Annotated in this window: 1 protein-coding gene; it reads left to right on the top strand. The window is 70.5% G+C overall.

Going from position 1 to position 1,745, the window contains the following annotated elements:
• Positions 1-369: 369 nt before the first annotated feature.
• Positions 370-1,596 (top strand): hypothetical protein, encoded by a 1,227-nt coding sequence (locus FDZ70_10100; GenBank protein ID TLM67830.1) that lies wholly within the window; start codon positions 370-372, stop codon positions 1,594-1,596.
• The last annotated feature ends 149 nt before the right edge of the window (positions 1,597-1,745 follow it).

Raw genomic sequence — 1,745 nt, 5'->3', positions numbered from 1 at the left:
GCTCGGGCTCCGGAGCGGGGGCAGCCTCCTCAACAGGGGCGGCCTCCTCGTCCATCGGGGTGTTCTCGTCTTCGCCCATGCGCAACCTCCTCGATACGGCCGACCGCTACAGACTCACGACGCCCGCCGGACCCGCGGTGCGCCGCTTCGGACCCTCGAGCGAGCGCACGGGCCGTCCGACCCCTCTCGCTCACGATAGCACATACCCTTCCAGCCGCCACGGGAAGCACACACACACGCCCGACATAGTGCGAGAGGCGGAGGCGGACGGCACACCGCTCGCTAGACCGCAACGGCCCCACCACGGTATAATCCCGGCCGTAGCGCCCGCCGGAGTCGGGTCTTCACAGCCCCGGGGGAGACACACCAGTGCATCGCAGCCGCGTCTACATCGCCGCGCTCCTCTGCGCGACCATCCTCGCCGCACCGTCCGCATCGGCGTACGCCGCCACGCAGTCGGACGCCAACGCGCATCGTGACGCCGCTGAGGAGGCGCGCAGGAAGGCCGCCGCCGCCCAGGCCGAGGCCGACAAGCTGCTCGCCGACGCCCAGGCCCTCGACTCCAAGATCGACGCGCTGCAAGCCGACGTCGACGCCCTCGACCCGCAGGTCGGCGACGCACAGGCCCGCACCGCGCGCATCCTCGCGGACCTGGACAAGCTGCGCTCGCAGGTCCGCGCGACCGAGGCGCAGATCGACGTCACGACCGCCGAGCACGACAAGCAGGCCGAACTGCTCGGCCGCCGCGTGACGCGGACCTACAAGCAGGGTGACCTGTTCTATCTCGACCTGCTGCTCGAGTCGTCGGACGTGCTCGACCTCATCGCGCGCACGACGCTCGTGACGCGTGTCATCGAGTCGAACCAGGCGACGGCGCTCCAGCTGAGCAGGACGAAGACATCGCTCGAGGACGCGAAGGCGAAGCTCGAGCGCGACCTGGACGCCATCGCGGTCAAGCGCGCCGAGGCGGCCGCCGAGCAGGCGCGGCTCGAGGGCCTGCAGGCCAAGCGCCAGGACAAGGTCGACGCCCAGAAGGACGCGCAGGACTCGAAGATGGCGCTCATGCGCGAGGAGAAGGCCAACGCGGCCAAGCTCGTGGCGCAGGCAGAGGCCGAGGAGCGCGAGGCGCAGCAGATCGAGGCGCTGCTCAACGGGACCGGCTCGAGCGGCTCGGGCACGTACCTCGGCACGCTCAAGTGGCCGGTGCCCGGACATTCGCAGGTCACGTCCCCGTTCGGGTACCGCATGCACCCGATCCTCGGCTATCGGAAGTTCCATGCCGGCATCGACATCTCGGACGCCGACGACTTCGGCGCGCCGGTGGTGTCGGTCGGCAACGGCACCGTCATCTACGCGAGCCGGCGCGGAGGCTACGGCAATTGCGTCATGGTCGACCACGGCAACGGCCTGGTCTCGCTGTACGCGCACCTGAACTCGATCTCAGTGAGCACCGGCACGCGCGTCACGGCGGGCCGCCGCGTCGGGACGGTGGGTTCCACGGGCCTGTCGACCGGTCCGCACCTGCACTTCGAGACGCGCGTGAACGGCAAGGCCGTCAACCCGCTGAACTACCGGTACCCCGACCGGTTCAACTAGTGCGGCGCCGCGCAGCGGCCACGCGGCCCGGGCGCGTCAGTCGGCGTTGTACTCCTGCATGGCCGAGTCGACTCCGTGCTCGAGGACGTGGATGACCGCCTGCGCCGCCACCGTGCACGCCGCCCGCAAGTCCTCCAGGCCGTCGCGCT

The sequence above is a fragment of the Actinomycetota bacterium genome, from assembly GCA_005774595.1.
Lineage (GTDB): Bacteria > Actinomycetota > Coriobacteriia > Anaerosomatales > D1FN1-002 > D1FN1-002.
This window is presented reverse-complemented; position numbering and strand designations above follow the sequence as displayed.